General features: G+C 69.9%; 16 protein-coding genes. 4 read left to right on the top strand and 12 right to left on the bottom strand.

The genetic code is table 11. The annotated features are described in order from the left end of the window. Positions 1-12: 12 nt before the first annotated feature. Entirely contained in the window at positions 13-1137 is a 1125-nt protein-coding gene (locus tag OG522_RS38410) for a bifunctional DNA primase/polymerase (RefSeq protein WP_329468080.1), read from the bottom strand. 525 nt (positions 1138-1662) lie between these two features. Further along, positions 1663-2373, bottom strand: coding sequence for a TetR/AcrR family transcriptional regulator (locus OG522_RS38415; RefSeq protein WP_329468081.1), 711 nt, complete (start codon positions 2371-2373; stop codon positions 1663-1665). 633 nt (positions 2374-3006) lie between these two features. On the opposite strand from OG522_RS38415, the gene OG522_RS38420 reads away from it, so the two are divergent. After that, a complete protein-coding gene (locus tag OG522_RS38420) occupies positions 3007-3690 on the top strand; it encodes a ScbR family autoregulator-binding transcription factor (RefSeq protein ID WP_329468082.1) in 684 nt (227 codons plus the stop codon). A gap of 477 nt (positions 3691-4167) precedes the next feature. Then, positions 4168-4797 carry a ScbR family autoregulator-binding transcription factor gene (locus OG522_RS38425; protein WP_329468083.1) on the top strand — a complete coding sequence of 210 codons (630 nt, stop codon included), beginning with the start codon at positions 4168-4170 and terminating at the stop codon, positions 4795-4797. 798 nt (positions 4798-5595) lie between these two features. Here the strand turns inward: OG522_RS38425 and OG522_RS38430 are convergent. The 3 genes from OG522_RS38430 to OG522_RS38440 all read right to left on the bottom strand — a co-directional run bounded on the left by OG522_RS38430 (position 5596) and on the right by OG522_RS38440 (position 7393). Continuing rightward, complete coding sequence (locus tag OG522_RS38430; protein WP_329468084.1) at positions 5596-5820, bottom strand: hypothetical protein; 225 nt, start codon at positions 5818-5820, stop codon at positions 5596-5598. A gap of 107 nt (positions 5821-5927) precedes the next feature. Next, positions 5928-6692 carry a MerR family transcriptional regulator gene (locus OG522_RS38435; RefSeq protein WP_329468085.1) on the bottom strand — a complete coding sequence of 255 codons (765 nt, stop codon included), beginning with the start codon at positions 6690-6692 and terminating at the stop codon, positions 5928-5930. A gap of 266 nt (positions 6693-6958) precedes the next feature. After that, the gene (locus tag OG522_RS38440; RefSeq protein WP_329468086.1) at positions 6959-7393 is read right to left on the bottom strand and encodes a VOC family protein; all 435 of its coding nucleotides are present in this window, start codon (positions 7391-7393) and stop codon (positions 6959-6961) included. Positions 7394-7554: 161 nt separating this feature from the next. Here OG522_RS38440 and OG522_RS38445 point away from each other — a divergent pair, with 161 nt between their 5' ends. Next, positions 7555-8409 (top strand): ANTAR domain-containing protein, encoded by an 855-nt coding sequence (locus tag OG522_RS38445; protein ID WP_329468087.1) that lies wholly within the window; start codon positions 7555-7557, stop codon positions 8407-8409. 56 nt (positions 8410-8465) lie between these two features. Continuing rightward, positions 8466-9362, top strand: coding sequence for an acyl-CoA thioester hydrolase/BAAT C-terminal domain-containing protein (locus tag OG522_RS38450; RefSeq protein ID WP_329468088.1), 897 nt, complete (start codon positions 8466-8468; stop codon positions 9360-9362). 212 nt (positions 9363-9574) lie between these two features. On the opposite strand, the gene OG522_RS38455 is transcribed toward OG522_RS38450, so the two are convergent. From OG522_RS38455 to OG522_RS38485, 7 genes are all read right to left on the bottom strand, one after another. Beyond that, on the bottom strand, positions 9575-10156 hold the full coding sequence (locus OG522_RS38455) for a DUF4440 domain-containing protein (protein WP_329468089.1): 582 nt from the start codon (positions 10154-10156) through the stop codon (positions 9575-9577). A gap of 79 nt (positions 10157-10235) precedes the next feature. Then, positions 10236-11504, bottom strand: a complete 1269-nt coding sequence (locus OG522_RS38460) for a serine hydrolase domain-containing protein (RefSeq protein ID WP_329468090.1) — start codon at positions 11502-11504, stop codon at positions 10236-10238. A gap of 179 nt (positions 11505-11683) precedes the next feature. Further along, a complete protein-coding gene (locus OG522_RS38465; protein WP_329468621.1) occupies positions 11684-12052 on the bottom strand; it encodes a fic family toxin-antitoxin system, toxin component in 369 nt (122 codons plus the stop codon). Between the two features lie 2 nt (positions 12053-12054). Beyond that, positions 12055-12318 (bottom strand): hypothetical protein, encoded by a 264-nt coding sequence (locus OG522_RS38470; protein ID WP_329468091.1) that lies wholly within the window; start codon positions 12316-12318, stop codon positions 12055-12057. Positions 12319-12367: 49 nt separating this feature from the next. Continuing rightward, positions 12368-12514, bottom strand: a complete 147-nt coding sequence (locus OG522_RS38475) for a hypothetical protein (RefSeq protein WP_329468092.1) — start codon at positions 12512-12514, stop codon at positions 12368-12370. A 121-nt stretch (positions 12515-12635) separates the two neighbouring features. Continuing rightward, positions 12636-14549: a carbamoyltransferase family protein gene (locus tag OG522_RS38480; protein WP_329468093.1), complete on the bottom strand. Its 1914-nt coding sequence runs from the start codon at positions 14547-14549 to the stop codon at positions 12636-12638. Positions 14550-14715: 166 nt separating this feature from the next. Further along, positions 14716-15633: an SGNH/GDSL hydrolase family protein gene (locus OG522_RS38485; RefSeq protein ID WP_329468094.1), complete on the bottom strand. Its 918-nt coding sequence runs from the start codon at positions 15631-15633 to the stop codon at positions 14716-14718. Between the last annotated feature and the right edge of the window lie 12 nt (positions 15634-15645).

The following is a 15645-nucleotide window of genomic DNA, read 5'->3' on the forward strand; positions in this document are numbered from 1 at the left end:
CCGGTGCGTCGTTCACGTACGTACTCCCGGATCGAGCGGCCGTCGGCTCCCCGCGCTCATCCCGCTGCGGATGATCTGCAGACAGCGGCGTTCCTGGCCGGGGCGGGCCTGCGCGGCGGCAGCGACCAGCGCGGCCTCCGCGTCGGCGAGGTGCATGCGGCCGGCGCCGACCAGGCCGCCCGCGGTGAACGCGGCGCGGTTCAGCTTCTCGGTGAAGCCGGCGCCCTCGGCCGTGCCGGCGCAGTCCGTCACCGCGGTCAGGACGGTGGACAGGGTGCGTGCCGCGGCGTCCCGGCCACCGCACGCTGCGATGACGGCGGCACGGGCGCGTGAGGGAACGGGCGTCGCCGCGGGGGCCGTTGGGGCGGCCGGGCGGTGGCCGGTGCGCTCCAGCTCAGCCGCCAGCCAGCCCGGCAGCGGCGCGGGGCGCCTGACGGGATGACAAGCGGTGTACGTGCCGACGGCCGTCGTGGTGCCCGGAGCGATGATGTAGCCCCCGTGGGCGCGTACGTCGACCTGCCAGGCCAGGGCCCGCCGGGCACTGGAGCCGTTGGAGCAGCGCCAGTTGTGGCCGGGCTGCGCGGTGTACCACAGGTGCAGGCCCCCCGAAGGGGTGCGTACCCGAAGGGTGGTGTCGTCCTGGCTCGGGTCCGGTGCGCCGCGCAGCGCGGCCAGCAGCGCCAGGCTGTGGAAGCCGTGTTGCAAGCCGCCCAGGGACACCGAGGCGGGGATGTGAATGCCCGGCAGCAGGCGGTCGGGCTCGGGCAGCGGGGCCGCGTGCGCGTCCACGTCGATCACCACGAGGTTCGCGGGCCCGCAGGCCACGCCCACGCCGAAGCGGGGCTGCTCGGTCCACCAGGCCAGGATCCGGGAGGTGTCGGTGGTGGCGGCGTGAAAACCGTGGCACCAGCGACCGGCGGGGATGCAGGGGCAGTCCTGCGCGCTGTGCGACTGGTCCCGGCAGGGGCCGCAGTTGGCGGCGGGAGTCTTCCTGCCCGGTGCCAACGGGAGGACCGGCCAGCCTTGTTCCGCGCACCACAGAGCGGTCCCGAGCGGCGTCCGCGGTCTGCGCTCCTCGTGCTCGATCGCTCCGCGCGGATATGAGTCGCTATCTGAAAACCCCAGGTCAGGGGGCATGGGTGGTTCCTTTCAGCGACCGAAGCGACTCACCTTCGAGATGTGTTCAGCACAGGCTAGTGCAGAGCGCTCGAACAGTCCCGCGGTCGGCGAACTCCACTGGGGCGCGGGTGCGGGCACGGGGGTCCGCACCCGCGACAGCGACCGAAGCGACCGTAGCCGGGTGTTGATGGCGACATGCGGGCGGAGGGGCGAAATGTCCGCCGTCCAGCGCTTCGTGAGGAGGCCGCAGGGTTCGGAGAACAGCCGGTTCGCCGGCTTCCGAAGGGTCGGGGGCCCGAGGCCAACGGGTCAGGAGTACGTCCGCGCCCTCAGGGGCGCGTCTGCCGGCACCGGGCGCCGTGCATGCTTCTGGGCGCCGTCGTATCCGGCGAACCCTGCGGTGACGTGGGCGAACGTCCTTCGGTGATCAGCATGCCTTTTCCCCCGGGCGTGCGAAGTGGCGCACTTTCCTAAGCAAAATAAAGGGTGCTCGGTCTGTTTGTCGAGTGACTGGGCAGGTCTCCTGAGGCTGAACGGAACGCTTCAGGAACAGCTGGCTGACCAGTGTTCCGAAAGGCCGTCATCATCGTGGCCAGTCTGGACCGTTGGCCTGTCCACAGGATCGGTTCTCGGCCACCCGGCTTCCTCGGCCGAGCCCGCCTCCGTCGTGACGCACACTCCCGCAAGGGCGAGCCGCCAGACGCTCTTGAGCTGAGCGACGGTGGTCCCGGCCGCCGCCCCCGCGTCCGGGTGGCCGCGCAGAAACGCCTCCGCGCCCGCAGTCAGGTACTCGACCAGCATCGCGACCTCCGCCGGCCCGGCGCCGTACCTCAACTGCCCGTTGGAGTGCGCCTGGTCGAGCAACTGCTTCACCACCGGACGCCAGATGTCCGACCAGCCCCCGGTGCCCGGCCGCTCCCTGGCCAGCCGCACCGCACAGCGCACCGCCGTCTCCTCCTCCAGCAGGCGCGTGAGTTCCAGCGTCAGCCCGACGACCTTGCGCAGCGCGGGACCGGGCAGCGCCGAGACTCGCAGCAGCGCCGCCTGTGTCAGCGCGCGGCCTTCGGCCATCACCGCGTCGGCGAGTGCGCCCTTCGTCGGGAAGTGGAAGGTGAGCGCACCCAGGGAAGTACCCGCGGTCCCGCACACCTTGCTCAGCGAGGTGCCCTCGTACCCTTCCCGGTCGAAGTGCGCGGCCGCGGCCTGCACGAGGGCGGCCCGCGTCCGCACCGCCCGGCCCTGCTGCTTCGTCATGCTCACTCCGAGGTGGGGCGGCCGAGGGCGGGGAGCCCGGCTGGGGGCTCTGCCTCGCGTACCCGCCCAGTATCGGCACACCGGCGTCCGGCGCGCCGGGAGAGCGGTCAAGTGGGGGCGGGCCGGGCGTAGTTGGAGCACGAGCAGAACGCGTACGTGCTCATGCACATCCCTGGTGAATGGGCCCACCATCCAGCGCGAATGCGCCATCAAGAGCCCAACAGCGGAAGGGGGAAGGGCGTAAGATACATACCAACCGGTTTTTACTTTCGGACATCTTCCGGCCCGTGATGGCCCGTTGTGGCGTAACCTGCCGTCCGTACGGGTGGGGGAGCCCGGCCGCCGGACGGCGATCACGGGTGTGACATGCCGTTACTGAGTGCGCGACAGCGAGCCCGTCCCGTGCCGTCCCATTGCGGGACGAGGGCCGATGGAGGCACGAAAAACCGGTCCACTGGTTTTGGGTTTTACCCATGCTTTGCGATTTTGCCGGACGACCACCAGAGTCTCAAGCCCTTCGGGACCTGGCCGGGCACGGAAAGCTTCCATTCCGTAACTTCCGCACCTACGGAGTGTTACTGGTGTTAGCATACGAACCCTACGGTTTCTTTTCGGGGGGTGCGGAGGTGTGTTGTGGCGAAACAGGAACGGGCTATCAAGACGCGGGAGAAGATCCTCCTCGCGGCAGCTGAGGTCTTCGCCGAAGTCGGATACGACGCAGCCACCATCGCCGAGATCCTGAAGCGCTCCGGGGTGACCAAGGGAGCCCTCTACTTCCACTTCTCGTCCAAGGACGAGCTCGCCCAGGCCGTGCTCAGCGACCAGCTCTCCTCGGTGCCGCGGGTGCCGACGCAGGAACTGGTGCTACAGGAAGGCCTGGACGAGTCGCTGTTGCTCGCCTACCTGCTCGGCAAGGGCGATCCGATGGTGCGGGGCAGCGTGCGGCTCACCGTGGACCAGGGGACGTCACACGACGCGCTGGACCGGGCCGTGCCGATGCAGAACTGGATCGACCACAACGCGGAGACCCTGGAGCGGGCCAAGCAGAGCGGGGAGCTGCTGCCCCACATCGATGTCGCGGCGGCCGCGAAGATGTTCGTCGCCGCCTTCACGGGCGTTCAGATCCTCTCGAAGATCATGACCGGACACGAGGACATGACCGAACGCATGACGGACCTTCAGAAGCACCTGATGGCGGCCCTCGCGGTCCCGGGAGTGCTCGTCCGGCTCGACTTCGCCCCCGACCGGGGGGCGCGGGTGTACGAGGCCGCCATGAAGCAGCGGGAGTTGGCGGCGGCGGAGCCCGCGTCGGCCTGACGGCGGGTGTGATCCGGTCCGGCGGCGGGGGAGTCGGGGACCGGCGGCGCGGGGCCGGGCGGGAGTGATCGGCCGGCCCGTTGCCCGTCGCGAAAAACTCATTCTGGTCAATTTCGCCGTCGGTGGCCTCGACTCGGACGCTATGGCTGGAGTCGGCACCTCCCTTCCGGTGCTCTTCGAGCGCCTCCCGGACCTGCGGTCGGCCGTGCCCTGATCGGCCCGTTCCGGAAAGGAGGAATCGGGCGAACTCGGCCTCCCGGTCCGACTCTCCGGAGTCTGTTGTTCCGGATAATCATTCGTTTGTTCGTATGCCCTGGCAGTGGAAACCGGCAGAGCGGTTCGTTAGTGTTGATCGCGCGGCAAGGGCTGATGCGATGGTGACGTGCCCTGGCCGGAGGTGACGGCGGCCATGAGGGGGGCCCGTCCCGCCGGGGTAGTCCGCCCGCTGCCTGCCCCTCCGCATCACCGGAGCCTCAGATGGCCAAACAGGAACGCGCGGTACGCACCCGCAACACCTTGATCGAGTCCGCTGCCGAGCTGTTCGACCGGGATGGCTACGACGTGGCCTCGCTGTCCACGATCAGCGCGCGGGCCGGGGTGAGCAGCGGGGCGCTGCACTTCCACTTCACCAGCAAGGCCGCCCTCGCCGACGCGGTGGGACAGGCGGCCGCGCAGCGGCTCGAAGGGATCACCCGTCAGGAGGCCGACTGCGCCCTCCAGATGCTGATCGACGCCACGCACGCCCTGGTGCGCAATCTGGACCAGGATGTGGTGCTGCGGGCCGGGTTCGGCCTGAACGACAGTCTTGAGCACGTTCGCGCCGTCGTGGGCCTGCGTGCCAAATGGCAGGAGTGGGTGGAGGGCGCCTTCGCGCGGGCCGAGGGGGAGTGCGCCCTGGCGCCGGGACCGTCGGCGCGGGACGCGGCGACGGTCGTGGTCGCGGTCACCGCGGGTCTTGAGATCCTGGGCCGCCAGGATGCGTGGTGGCTCTCGCGGGCCCCCCTCACCCGGTTCTGGGGACTGCTGCTGCCGACGCTCGCCGAGTCCTCCTGTCTCGACTCCCTGGTCGCGTCCGGCACCAAGTCCAAGGTGCCCGGCGCGACTTGATGCCGCGAGGCGCAACGCTGCGCGGCGTGACGAGCGAGGTCCGAACGGGGCTGCCCATACGCGACGCGAGAGGGGTAGTCAGAAACCGGGGAAGCGGTATAGTTCCTCTTGTTGCAGGCGGGCCCTGGGCTCCAGCCGCTTCATCCCGTCGAAGCCCTCCCCCGGCTTCGAGGGGTGGTTTCGAGTACCCGTGGCCGTACCTCTGTCCCCCCTGGGTACGGCCACGGGTCGCTTTCCACGTGCTCGTCCGCGCCGGCGAAACGGCCCGCGCGACGAGCCCCGGCCCGTCCGCCGCGGCGTCAACTGCCTGTGCCCGCCCGTGTGTTGAGCGCAAATGAGCCACGCGGCCCCCACTCCACTGGTGCCCGTTCCGGCGACGTACGCCGGTGGGGCCTCCATCGCGTGAGGATGGTCGACGCCTGTGTTCAAGTGTTCAGGCGGCGCTCGCAGCGAGAGTGGTGAGTTGGTGAGTGGTGAATCGTGTGAGGGGAGGTGTGATGCGGAGTAAAAGAACCGGCCTGCCGGTTTCATATTTCTTTTCCTCGAATGCCCTCCTCCCCGGGCCTCGACGGGGCCGAGAGTGCGCCTGAGCAGTCGGCGCACTGGACAGTCGCCGCACCGAGCAGCAGCCGGACGACAACACCACACTCCGCACACCACACTCCCCGCAGAGCTCCTAACGGCGTCGGCGGTTCTTCATTCGGCGGATGCGTTCTTCCCAGCGGCCCGCGCGTCGGCCGGCCGTCCAGATGTGGTGGGCCCAGCAAACCGCCAGGCGCGTTCGTCGGCGGGGGCGCATCACGCCGCCTCGTAGCGGTGGGCAGGCGCTCCCTGCCACTCGATGTCGCGGGAGTCGCCGTCGACCATGGCCTCGGCGTCGGTCTCTTCGAGTCCGGCCTGCCGCAGGAGTTCGACCAGGTCGCGGTCGGAGTGGGCGACGCCGATGTCCTGACCGAGAGCCGTGACGTGCCGACCGCCTCCCGTCGCGCGGGGCCGGTGCACGGTGATCGTCACCTCGTCCATGACTCCAGGGTGATCCGTCCGGCCGCCCGGCGCATTCCGAGATGTGTTTTTTGGGGGCGCCGCGCCGGGGGTCTGCAGCCCCCCGGCAGGATGGGCCAGCGGTCGGCTCAGCTCAGTCGGTTGTCCGCGTACACGAACATCGCATCGCGCTGGTACTGGGCGAGACCCTCGGCGATCTTGTCGTAGTTCGCCCGCATCTGCGGGTCGTCGACGTAGGTCTGACCCAGCCCCCTGTACGCGGCCGCGTTCGGCGTCCAGAACCGGCAGATCCCCTGGTAGTGGACGTCCATTTCGGCCTGTACCGCAGGGTCGTCGACCGGGGTGCCGGCCACCATGAACTCCGCGAAGCGGATCATCTGGGCGGTCACCTCACGCTGCCACTGCTCCGAGTCCTCGTCGGTCATCGTCTCGATGGCCTGCCGGGACTGCTCGTACGCCGCGGGCCAGCGCTCGCGCACCTCGGCTTCGGCGGCGGGGGAGGGCTCGAACCCCTCGAACAGGTTCTCCGGCCTGTTGATCTTCGTCATGCTGTTTCCGTCCTTGTCTTCCTCCAGTTCGGCGATGGTGCGCCCGACCGTGCGGGCCAGCGTGTCCAGTCGGTCCCGCTCGGTGAGCAGGCGCTGGTGGTGCTCGCGCAGCACGGCCACCCGGTCGACCTGGCTGTCCAGAACCGCCTGGATCTCGCGCAGCCCCAGGTCGAGCTCCCGCATCAGCAGGATCTGCTGGAGTCGCAGCAGGTCCGCCGCTTCGTAATAGCGGTGCCCGTTGCTTCCGATCCACGCGGGCGGCAGCAGACCGATCTCGTCGTAGTGCCGCAGGGTCCGGGACGTCACCCCGGACATCCGGGCCACGTCCGCGATCGACCAGGCCATTGCCGTGCCTCCCATCACCCGGCCGGTTTCTCCGGCCGCACAACTGACGGTACGAGTTGACGCAGCGGCAACCGCAAGCCCGATCCGGCGTCCGGATCGGGACGCACGGGGAGACCGGTTATGGAGCACCCAACGACCGCGGGCGGCGGCCTTCGCAAGTCGACCGGTGCGGTACGCCCCCGAGGGCCTCGGTGCGCCACCCCCAGAGGCTCGGCGCGCCTGAGCGACGTCCCGCCGCCGACCGACTGCGGCAGATTCGCGGCCGCTCAGTCGAGACAGAACTCGTTGCCCTCGATGTCCTGCATCCCGAGGCACGACTCGTTGAATTCATCGGCACGCAGTAGCCGCCCGCGTACCGCGCCCAGTGCGACCAGTCGCGCGCACTCGGCCTCAAGCGCGGCCACCCGCTCTTCACCCACCAGGCCGGTGCCGACCCGCACGTCGAGGTGCACCCGATTCTTGACGACCTTGCCTTCGGGAACGCGCTGGAAGAACAGGCGCGGGCCCACACCTGAGGGATCGATGCACGCGAACGCCGAACCCTGACGCTCAGGCGGCAGAGAGCGATCGAAATCGTCCCACGTGGCAAACCCCTCCGGGGGCGGCGGTACGACGTACCCCAGCGCCTCGCACCAGAAACGAGCGACGCGCTCGGGGTCTGCGCAGTCGAAGGTGACTTGGAACTGCTTGATCGACGACATCGGGCCATCGTAGGGGCGAGGTCTTCCGTCGTCTCCACGGGCCCGCTGCTGGCCAGGCTCCCCCTGGCGGCGTGATCACATGCCCACCCCCGGACTTGTCCCCGACGCCCTCCGGGAGATAGGCAAGGGGCGAATGAAGGAGGCCACATGAAGGAGGCCAGATGAAGGAGACGGACGCCGCCGGTGCAGTGGGGGAGCCGGATGTGGATGCCGTGCTCGCCGAAGTGGCGCGGCTGCGGGAGGAGGTGCGTCATCTGCAGGCCCGGGTCCGCAGCCGGCCGCTGATCTCGCACGCTCAGGGCATCCTGGAGGAGCGCTACCAACTCCCGGACGCGGAAAGCGCGTTCGCGCTGCTGCGGCAGGCCTCGCAGCGTTCCAACATCAAGCTGAGGGTCCTGGCCGAAGCGGTCGTGCGTACACCCAGACCTGATCAACACAAGGAGCTGTGGTTCCCGGGACGCACCCGGCAGCCACCGCCGCCGCTGTACGCGATCGGAGTCGAGGACGAGGAGAGCGTGAACCGGAGCACGGTGCTTGGCGCGGTGCTCTCACAGAGTCTGGCCGTCACGGGAACCGACATGGGCAACGTACAGACCGTGGACCGCGACGCACAGGGTCTGCGCATCGAACGGCACACCGGCCTGAGCGAGGACTTCGTGGAGTTCTTCGCCTTCGTCGGCGAGAGCGGTACGTCCTGCGCCCGCGCCGCCCAGGACGTGGCACTGACCACCGTGCACGACGTCGCCACCGACCCGGTCTTCACCGAGCAGGCCCGCCACGCCATCCTCGCCGCGGACAGCCGCGCCTGCCACAGTGTCCCGCTGGTCGATGACGAAGGTACGTGTGTGGGAATGGTGTCCGCACACCTCCAGCGTCCCGCGGCGGACCTGCACCCTGCCCAGGTCAAGGCTCTCATCGCCACCGGCCGCCAGGTGGGCCGCTGGCTCACCTGGCACGAACGCACCGTCGTCGCGGACGCACTGGAATACCTGCACGCTTTGGGAAGGCGCGCCTGAGGGAAGATCTCCGACGAGGGCAGCCGGGGCCACCGGCTCCAGGGGAGGGGAGGCTCGTGGAGATCACCGTGGACACGCTCACCACACCGTGGGAAGGCGTACTGGCAGAGCCTGTTGGCGGCAGCGCGGTGGGCGTACTCGTGCTGGCCGGTTCGAGCGGTCGCATCGAGACGCACCGATGTGACTTGCTGGCGCGAGCCGGAATGGCCGCCCTGTCGCTCAGATGGTTCGGCGGTGCCGGGCAGCCCGGAGGAATCTGCGAAGTTCCGCTGGAGACCTTCACCAAAGCCATCGACCTCTTGCAGGCCAAGGGGGCGGACAGGATCGGCGTGCTCGGAGCGTCCAAGGGCGCCGAGGCCGCTTTGCTGCTCGCGGCCGGAGATCCCCGTATCGACGCGGTGGTGGCGCTCTCACCTACGTCGCTGGTCTGGGGAAACCTCGGCCCCGGCCTCGACGGGAAGAGCCACCCCTACCGCTCATGCTGGACATGGCGGGGCGAGCCCGTCCCGTTCGTTCCGTATGACGACGACTGGGCGCCGACGGAACCGGCCGGCGAGCCCGTCGCCTACGCGCCGCTCTACGAACGCAGTCGGCGCACCTTCCCCGAGGACGCACGGCAGGCCGTGATACCGATCGAGCGGTCCGCGGCGGAACTTCTGCTCGTGGCCGGCGGTGACGATGAGATGTGGCCGTCGGCGGCATTCGCAAGGGAGTTGGCGTCACGGCGGTCCGCGGCGGGCCGTACGTCACACGTTGTCAGCACTCCCGATGCCGGGCACCGACCGCGGCTGCCGGGGGAGGGGCCGCCGCCTCCGTCGGGCCGGTTCCGCTACGGCGGCACGCCACAGGCGGACGCGGCCCTCGGCGCGAAGGCCTGGCCACACATCGTGAGCGTCCTCACCGGACGGGACGCCTCTGCGGTCCCGCCACCGGAACAGGCCGACCGTCACTGAGGTCGGGGGCCCGCCCCCTCTACGCGGGGCATGGGCAAGTGGCTCGCCACGACGGCAACACGTAGACCGGCCTGGGACGGGCAGGCCGTCGCCGTCACGGCGGCGCGGTCGGCCGGGCACCGTCAGCCCGTGACGGTCGGCCCGTCACGGTGGGGCCGTCACCGTCACCGTCGGCCCGGCACCGCCAGCCCCTTACCGTCACCCCGGCGCGGTCAGTCGGCCACGTCGTCCCAAGCCATCGAGCTCATACGCCACCCGGCGGGCGTCCGGACGAACTGGGTCGCCTTGTGGCCGGAGCCCTCGAACCACGTGCCGTTGAGGAAACCGGACTTGCGGTACTCGCTGAACCGCTGCGCGACCGACCCGAACACCTCGGTGTGCTCGGCGACTTCCCACTCGGAGAACTCCGTCAGCGAACCGTCGGTGAGGATCTTCTCGCGGGGCTCGATGAAGGCATCGAGATCGTAGACCACGGGCTCGTCCCCGACGTTGCTGATGATCATCCCCTGCGGGATGAACACCTCCCGGACCCGGTCGACGTCGGGCCGCCTGCCGTCGGTGTTGGTGAACGCACCGAGGAACCTACGCATCAGCCGGTCGAGTTCGGCCTTGACCTCTGAGGCTGCGGAGGCCTGGGAGGCTCCGGACTTCCCAGACGCCCCAGACACGTCTGATGCCCCAGACACGTCGGATGCATCAGACGCGTCGGATACCGCGGAGACCTCAGATACCGCGGAGGCCTCAGGTACCTCAGATGCCTCGGACACTTCAGATACCTCGGACAGCTCGGACACAAGTACCCCCCTGGGAGACGACGGTTCGTGCTTGATCGTCGCCCACGGGGGCCCGCTCAGCAAGGCTGGTGACGCGCCGTCATCCGGAGCTCGGCTGCACCGACGGGGTCGATGAGGGCGACGGGGCCGACGGGTGTGGCTCCGGGGTGGGGAGCCCGAACACGTGCCCGGGGGACACGATGCGCGTGATCGCCTGCCCGAAGAGCGTGCTGGGCTCGATGTTGTTGTGCAGGATGTCCGTGTTGAGGACCACGACCATCGTGGCCTTCGCCTCGGGGAGGTACACCGTCAGCGTCTCGTAGCCGGGCAGTGAGCCGTTGTGGCCGATCCAGCCCTGGACGTTGAGGATGCCCAGGCCGTACCCGGCGCCCGGGATCGGCGTCGGGAGGAACCTGAGGCGCGCGGCCTGCGTCTTGGCGGACAGCAGAGTGCCAGTGGCGAGCGTATGGGCCCAGCTCTTCAGGTCCGGCAGGTTGGAGATCATCGCGCCGGCCGCCCAGGCCCAGGAGGGATTCCAGTCCGTGCTGTTCTCGACCTTCCCGGAGAGGGTCTGGTTGGTGTAGCCCTGGGCGTGCGGGTTCGGGAACTCGGCGCCGGTCGGGAAGACGGTGTGGTTCAGCCCGGCCGGTTTCAGGACCTTCTGCGTGATGATGTCGTGCAGCGGCATGCCGCCCACCTTCTCCACGACCAGACCGAGCAGGATCAGGTTGGTGTTGCAGTACACGAACCGGGTGCCGGGCTGGAACGCCACCGGGTGCTTGAACGAGTAGTCCAGCAACTGCTGGGGCGTCATCGGCTTCTTCGGATTGGTGAGGAACGCCTTCACGAAGCCCGGGTCCTCGGAGTAGTTGAACAGTCCGCTGCGCATGTCCGCCAGGTCGCGCAGCCGGATCTTGTCCCCGTTGGGGACGCCCTTGACGTACTTCGAGATCGGGTCGTCGATGGCCAGCTTGCCCTGGTCGACCAGTTGGAGCAGGGCGGTCACCGTGAAGGTCTTGGTCTCGCTGCCGATCCGCACGTACAGGTCCGGCTTCATGGGCGCGCCGGTGGACTTGTCGGCCACGCCGAAGGCCTTGACGTAACTCCCCTTGCCGGGTGCCGACACGCTGACCGCCACGCCGGGCACGTTCGCCTCGCGCATGACCTGCTTGATGGCGGTGTCCAGGCGGGCGGCGACGGCCGGGGTGAGGTTCGCGAAGCCGGTGTCGCTGGAGGCCGACGCGGAGGGGGACGGGCTCTGGGTCGAGAGGAGGCCGTACGCATTCGCCGTTGACGCCGGTACGGCGAGCACTGCGGTGGCCGTCAGGCCCACGCACGCCTTGCGCCAGTGAATCCGTGAATACCTCATGGGCAGGCCTCCTGCCGGACGAGGAGGTCCGGACGATGACGTCCGGACGAGGACATCAAACCTTTTCCACGCTAGGCCTGCCCGGTCGTCCGCGCATGGCGGTGCTCGGGTTGCGGATCCCGCGAGACCGTGCCGGGCCCGCACCGCGGGCTACCGTCCCGCGCACACCTTCGCGCGCTTCACGGTTGCCAGGTGCGCAGCCGAGCGGCGATGCGTGCCGCGGTGCAGCGCGGGTCGTACAGGTCGCCGGCCAGTTCGGTGAGCTGTTCGCGGGTGGGGTCGACGGGGATGCCGCTCGCGTTGAGGTACATCACGGCCACCGCGCACGCGACGGTGAGGTTGGAGCGCTCCAGCCAGCGCAGCGCGAGGGTGTGGACCAGAGCGGCGGCCCGCGCGAAGGGGCCGCCGTAGACGGGCTGTTCGAGGAGTTCGGCGCGGTGGCGTGCGACGGCGGCGATGGGAACACCCAGGTCGTCCGGCGCGGGGTCGCGGTGCCCCGCGCGTTCGGCGACTTCCAGGATCCAGGACAGGTCGACGTGCAGGGACATGCTCACGCAGCGGCGCCCCGGGAGGAGGCGGTGGGGGTGTGCCGCGCGTCCAGGTCCGCCTCCAGGCCGTCGAGGAAGTCCCCGTGGGTGTCGATCAGCCGCTGGGCGGCCGCCATCCCGGCCGCGCGGGCTCCGGTGGTGTCCTCGGTGATGAGGATCTCCACGTACTTGTTGAAGTCCAGCCCGCGGGCGGCCGCGGCGTCCTTGCCCGCGGCGAGCACCGTGGGCTCAAGCCGAACCTGGGTCTGCTTCTTCGCGCTGCTCATGATGACAAGGTAGCACCCTGGTAGCAGACGGGGCCGGTCGATCTGGAGCCTAGGGCTGGGCGCCGTCGACGAAGTGCCAGTACGTCGTCGCCTCCGGGCGCGGCCGCCGCTCCAGCGGGTCCGCGACCATGCGCCGCAACCGGCCCCACGGTGTGACGGCCAGGTAGTAGACGGCGGCAAGCAGAATCCGGCGCACGGTCGTGCACCTCCTCGGGATCGGACAGCAGGGTCGTCGGCGCGTGAAGGGGTGGGCGGCGCGAACCCGGGCGGACCCTCGGTCCAGGCGCGGGGCCGCGGCACATGACCCGGTCGGACCCTCAGTCCACCGGAATCCTCGCCCGCCAGTCCGCTTCCTCCTCCCACACCGGTTGTGCCTCCTTGCGCAGGAGGAACCCCCCGATGGCGAGCGCGTCGATGTTGGTCCGCATGAAGCACGTGTACGCGTCTTCCGGGCTGTTCACGATCGGCTCCCCGCGGACGTTGAACGACGTGTTGATCAGCACCGGACAGTTCGTCCGCTCCTTGAAGGCCAGCAGCAGGCGGCGCAGGCGGGGGTGGGCGGGGCCCACCGTCTGGACGCGGGCGGTGCCGTCGATGTGGGTGACGGCGGGGATGGTGGAGCGGGGAACCCGCAACAGGTCGAGCCCGGCGGTGCCGGCCGGCACCTCGTGATCCAGCCGCTGCGCCGCGGACACCCGGCTCACGAGCAGCATGTACGGGCTGTCCTGCCGCAGTTCGAAGTAGTCCTTGGCGTCCTCGGCCAGGACGGCGGGCGCGAACGGGCGGAAGGACTCACGGAACTTGGTCCGCAGATTGAGTGCCGACTGCATCCCCGGGTCGCGCGGGTCGGCGAGAATCGAGCGCGAGCCGAGCGCACGCGGCCCGAACTCCATGCGGCCCTGGAACCACCCCACGATCTTGCCGTCGGCCAGCGCGGCGGCCACCTCCCGAACCAGCGCGTCCGGGTCCAGGCGGGTGTAGGGCGCTTGGAGCCGGTCGAGGCGGGCGCCGATCTGTTCGTCGGAGTACTCCGGGCCCAACAAGGCGCCGGACATGGCATCTTGACGGTACGTCAGAATACTCGGCCGATGGTGCGTGCCGGAGTGCTTCGGCTCCCGTACGCCGCCACTGGACATCGCGTCCAGGCCGTCGGCCGTCAGGTGGGCGCGGGCCGCGCCCCGCCCGTGCGTCACCGCCAGTGCCGCGCCCAGCGCGCCGCCCGCGTCGCCCGCCGCCGGCTGCACCCACAGCTCGTCGAGGCCCGCCTGCTCGACCACCTTTCCGTTGGCGACGCAGTTGAGGGCCACCCCGCCCGCCATGCACAGACGGGACTCGCCGGTCAGCGCGCGGGCGGTCCTGGCGAGGCGTACCACCACCTCCTCGGTGACCTGCTGTACCGAGGCCGCGAGGTCGAACTCCCTCTCCGTCAGGGGCCCTTCGGGCTCCCGGCGGGGGCCGCCGAACAGCTCCTCGAAGGCGCGACCGGTCATGACGCGGCCGCGCAGAAACTCGAAACGGCGGACGTCGAGCCGGAAGGTGCCGTCCGGTTTGACGTCGATCAGCCGCTCGCGGATGAGCGCGGCGAACCGCGGCTTCCCGTACGGCGCCAGGCCCATCAGTTTGTACTCGCCGGAGTCCACCTTGAAACCGCAGAAGTAGGTGAACGCCGAGTACAGCAGGCCCAGCGAGTGCGGGAAGCGCAGTTCGGCCAGTTGCCGCAGCTCGGTGCCCCGGCCGTGCCAGAGCGTGGTCGTCGCCCACTCCCCGACGCCGTCGATGCACAGCACCGCGGCCGTGCGGAACGGGCTGGGGAAGAACGCGGAAGCGGCGTGCGAGGCGTGGTGGCGCAGGGCCACGATCGGGGGCACCGTACCGCCGCCCCGGGCGAGTTCGTCGCGTACCGCGTCGGTGGCCCTGCGCTTCCAGCGCAGCCAGCCGGGAAACGAGTCCCGGAAGGCGGGCAGGGCGTGCGGGGCGGATTCGGCGAACGTGGCCATGACCCGGCGGAACTTGAGCGCCGGGTCCTCGTAGTACGCCACCGCCGACAGGTCGTCGAGGGTGATGCCGCCCGCCTCCAGGCAGTACTCGACCGCGTGCCGGGGAAAGGACGGGTCGTGGCGGCGCCGGCTGAACCGCTCCTCCTGGGCCGCCGCGACGGGCACGCCGTCGGCGACCAGGGCGGCGGCACTGTCGTGGTAGAACGCGGACACGCCAAGGACCAGCTCCGTCACGTTCCTCCTCCCCTCATCGGATGCGGGCGGCGCGCGGTTCAGAACATCGGGTAGATGGAGGCGTCGTCCTTGGGCTGGGGCTTCAGCTTCGGTTTGCGGCGCATAAGTCGGTCCAGAATCCTCCGCAGCCGCGTCATGGTGAGTCCGTCCTCATGGGTGAGTCCTCCTACGACAGGTCGAGGTGCTCGGCCAGGACGCGGGCCACGGCGTCGTAGCCCGCGTCCACACAGTGGACCCGATCCACGAACAGCCAGTCGTCGGCGGCGGCCGCCTCGCCGAGCGCGGGGTTGAGGTCGAGGAAGCCGGCCCCGGTGCTCGCGCAGCCCTCGCGCAGCGCCTGCGCGTAGCGGCGGCCCACCTCCATTGAGGCGATGTCGTTGTGCAGCCGCCGCCAGTTGGAGACATCGTCCAGTTCGTCGAAGAGCGCCTTCTCCTGCGGGGCGGGCTCGTCCCGGACCCAGGGGGCTAGGGGTTGCAGTACGTAGGTGAGTCGGGCGCCGAACGCCGTCGCGAAACGCTGCCAGCCCTTGAGGTGACGGATCGTCAACTCACTGGCGTGGGCGATGCGTTGGTCGGGGGTGGGCACGTTCTCCGGTGCCGGGCCGCATTCGAAGAAGGCGCCGTGGCGGCCCTGCTGGGACTCCGGGAGCCTGCTGAGGACCAGGTTGTTGACACCCGACAGCACGACGATCTCCTCGACCTCGTCCAGGAGGTGCTGGAAGAGGGCGGTGAGCATCAGTTCCTGTACGGAGTTCAGGCTCTGGCCCGAGAAGTTCAGCCACGGCCGTCCGGGGGCGTAGCGGGTGCCGAGGCGGGAGGGGACGGTGGCGTGGTCGCCGGTGGCGCCGACGCCGAAGACGGCGGAGCTGCCGGCGAGCAGCCGCACCGGGCCCGGCGGGCGCTCGCCCGCCACGGAGGCCGTCCGGCCGTCCGTGGTGTGCGAGATCCGGAAGCCGCACGGGTCGGTGCGGTAGACCGGGGTGCTCTCGTTGCCGTACTGGAAGAAGCCGATGTACGGCTGGTCCTCCAGGACGAACGTGTAGTGCTCCATCTGGGGCGTCAGTTCGGCCCGTGGGGACTTCACGGTGGGCTGCCC

The sequence above is a fragment of the Streptomyces sp. NBC_01431 genome (genome assembly GCF_036231355.1).
Lineage (GTDB): Bacteria > Actinomycetota > Actinomycetes > Streptomycetales > Streptomycetaceae > Streptomyces.

Coding starts and splice junctions, on each gene's coding strand:
- OG522_RS38470 (WP_329468091.1), bottom strand. CDS start 12,318: ATGAGCAGCGCGAAGAAGCAGACCCAGGTTCGGCTTGAGCCCACGGTG.
- OG522_RS38415 (WP_329468081.1), bottom strand. CDS start 2,373: ATGACGAAGCAGCAGGGCCGGGCGGTGCGGACGCGGGCCGCCCTCGTG.
- OG522_RS38430 (WP_329468084.1), bottom strand. CDS start 5,820: ATGGACGAGGTGACGATCACCGTGCACCGGCCCCGCGCGACGGGAGGC.
- OG522_RS38425 (WP_329468083.1), top strand. CDS start 4,168: ATGGCCAAACAGGAACGCGCGGTACGCACCCGCAACACCTTGATCGAG.
- OG522_RS38445 (WP_329468087.1), top strand. CDS start 7,555: ATGAAGGAGACGGACGCCGCCGGTGCAGTGGGGGAGCCGGATGTGGAT.
- OG522_RS38410 (WP_329468080.1), bottom strand. CDS start 1,137: ATGCCCCCTGACCTGGGGTTTTCAGATAGCGACTCATATCCGCGCGGA.
- OG522_RS38435 (WP_329468085.1), bottom strand. CDS start 6,692: ATGGCCTGGTCGATCGCGGACGTGGCCCGGATGTCCGGGGTGACGTCC.
- OG522_RS38440 (WP_329468086.1), bottom strand. CDS start 7,393: ATGTCGTCGATCAAGCAGTTCCAAGTCACCTTCGACTGCGCAGACCCC.
- OG522_RS38460 (WP_329468090.1), bottom strand. CDS start 11,504: ATGAGGTATTCACGGATTCACTGGCGCAAGGCGTGCGTGGGCCTGACG.
- OG522_RS38465 (WP_329468621.1), bottom strand. CDS start 12,052: ATGTCCCTGCACGTCGACCTGTCCTGGATCCTGGAAGTCGCCGAACGC.